Raw genomic sequence first — 1,562 nt, forward strand, 5'->3', positions numbered from 1 at the left:
CATCGCCCAGCCCAGCACCCGCCGCGAACACGCATCCCTGACCACGCACAAGTACAGCCACCCCTCACCCGTCCTCAGATAAGTGATGTCAGAAATCCACACCGCGTCCAGCCGTCCCTGATCCCACGCCCTGCCGACCCGATCCGGAATGTGATGGACCGCCACTCCCGGGATCGTCGTCACCGGCCTGAACCGACGCGGACTGATCCCTTCCAGCCCCTGCCTACGCATCGATCGGGCCACCGTCTTCCGATCCACCGGAATGCCTTCACGCCGCAGCTGCGCCGCCACCCGCGGAGCGCCGTAGACTCCTTCGGAGTCCTCGTGCGTGATCTTCACCTGCGCGTCCATGACCGTCCGCGCGGTCTTCCGCTCACCCGGAGCCAGGAGGCGGTGTGTCCACGCGTAGAAGCCGGCACGAGAGACGTGCAGGAGTCTGGCCATCCGCGCGATTGTGTGGTTCGCCTTCTGCGCGTCGATCAACTCGAACCGTTCTGCTTCCGAGGCTTCGACGCGAAGAAGGCTGCCGCTTTTCCCAGGAACGCGTTGTCTTCCCGCAGCTCGAACACTTCCCGCCGTAGCCGCTTCAACTCCGACCGCTCGTCTTCTTCCAACGGACCGGTGGATTTCCCGTCCCCGTGGAGGCGGTCCTTCTCCTGCCGCACCCAGTTGCCCAGCGTCTGGGGGCCGACGTTGATTTCCGCAGCCACTGCCGCGATCGAGCGGCCTGTATCGATGACCAGATGCGCGGCTTCGCGCTTGTAGTCCTCGGTGTACGACCGTCGCTGCTTTCTGCTTGCCGACATGCCAGACATCCTTCCAGCGGAACCCGTGATCCCGCTATCTCGGGTGTCTACAACTCGAGGCTAACCCCATAGGGACCTCACTCGTCCTCCGCGACATGACAATGTGGGACCGTGTACCAGAGCAGATGGCCGAGGTGCGCCGGCGCTGTACTCGAAAGAGCGACGCTCTGTGGCCCGCATGTTGTCGTCGGTCTCCGTGGTGGCCGGACGACTTGGTGGCGGTCGACGATCCCGGTCTGCGGCTCAGGGTGGAGCCTGTCTGGTCATCGAGTCCGCATGAGAAGACATGACGGGCAGGGTGGCGGAATTGACGGTGCCGGCAATGTCGTGGTGACCTCTGTCCCAGCGATCGCCGCACATCGTCGTTCCACAGACGGGGTGGGGGAGGTCTACGCCTCGGCACAGTGGGATCGCCCAAACCTGCAGCGTTGCCCGATTCAGGTAGGCACGTCGCGCGAGCAATCGCGGGCCGCAACGCCGGGCAACTGGCGCGTTCGGCGACTACACGCCGATCGAACGGTCCTCCAGACGCATGCGACGTGAAACACACTGCGACGATTTGCGCTTGTGCGCTGAGGTGGCATAGATTTACATCTGTTGCTCGACGGGAACACCGAAGAGAACAGGATGGCCGGTCGCATACGAACCGCAGTCGCCTGGTACCACTGGAACGGCAGTCGGCAACATCCACTCGAGGTTCTGGATCGCGGCGGTTTCGCAGCGTCTCCGGGGGTGTGACGCGGATCACGTAAAGGT

1 pseudogene is annotated in these 1,562 nt (G+C 63.9%); it reads right to left on the reverse strand.

Going from position 1 to position 1,562, the window contains the following annotated elements:
• Positions 1-806 (reverse strand): annotated as a pseudogene (locus tag BSP109_RS17850) (IS3 family transposase); the annotation flags it as partial.
• Between the last annotated feature and the right edge of the window lie 756 nt (positions 807-1,562).

It is taken from the genome of Brevibacterium sp. Mu109, from assembly GCF_900169375.1.
GTDB lineage: Bacteria > Actinomycetota > Actinomycetes > Actinomycetales > Brevibacteriaceae > Brevibacterium > Brevibacterium yomogidense_A.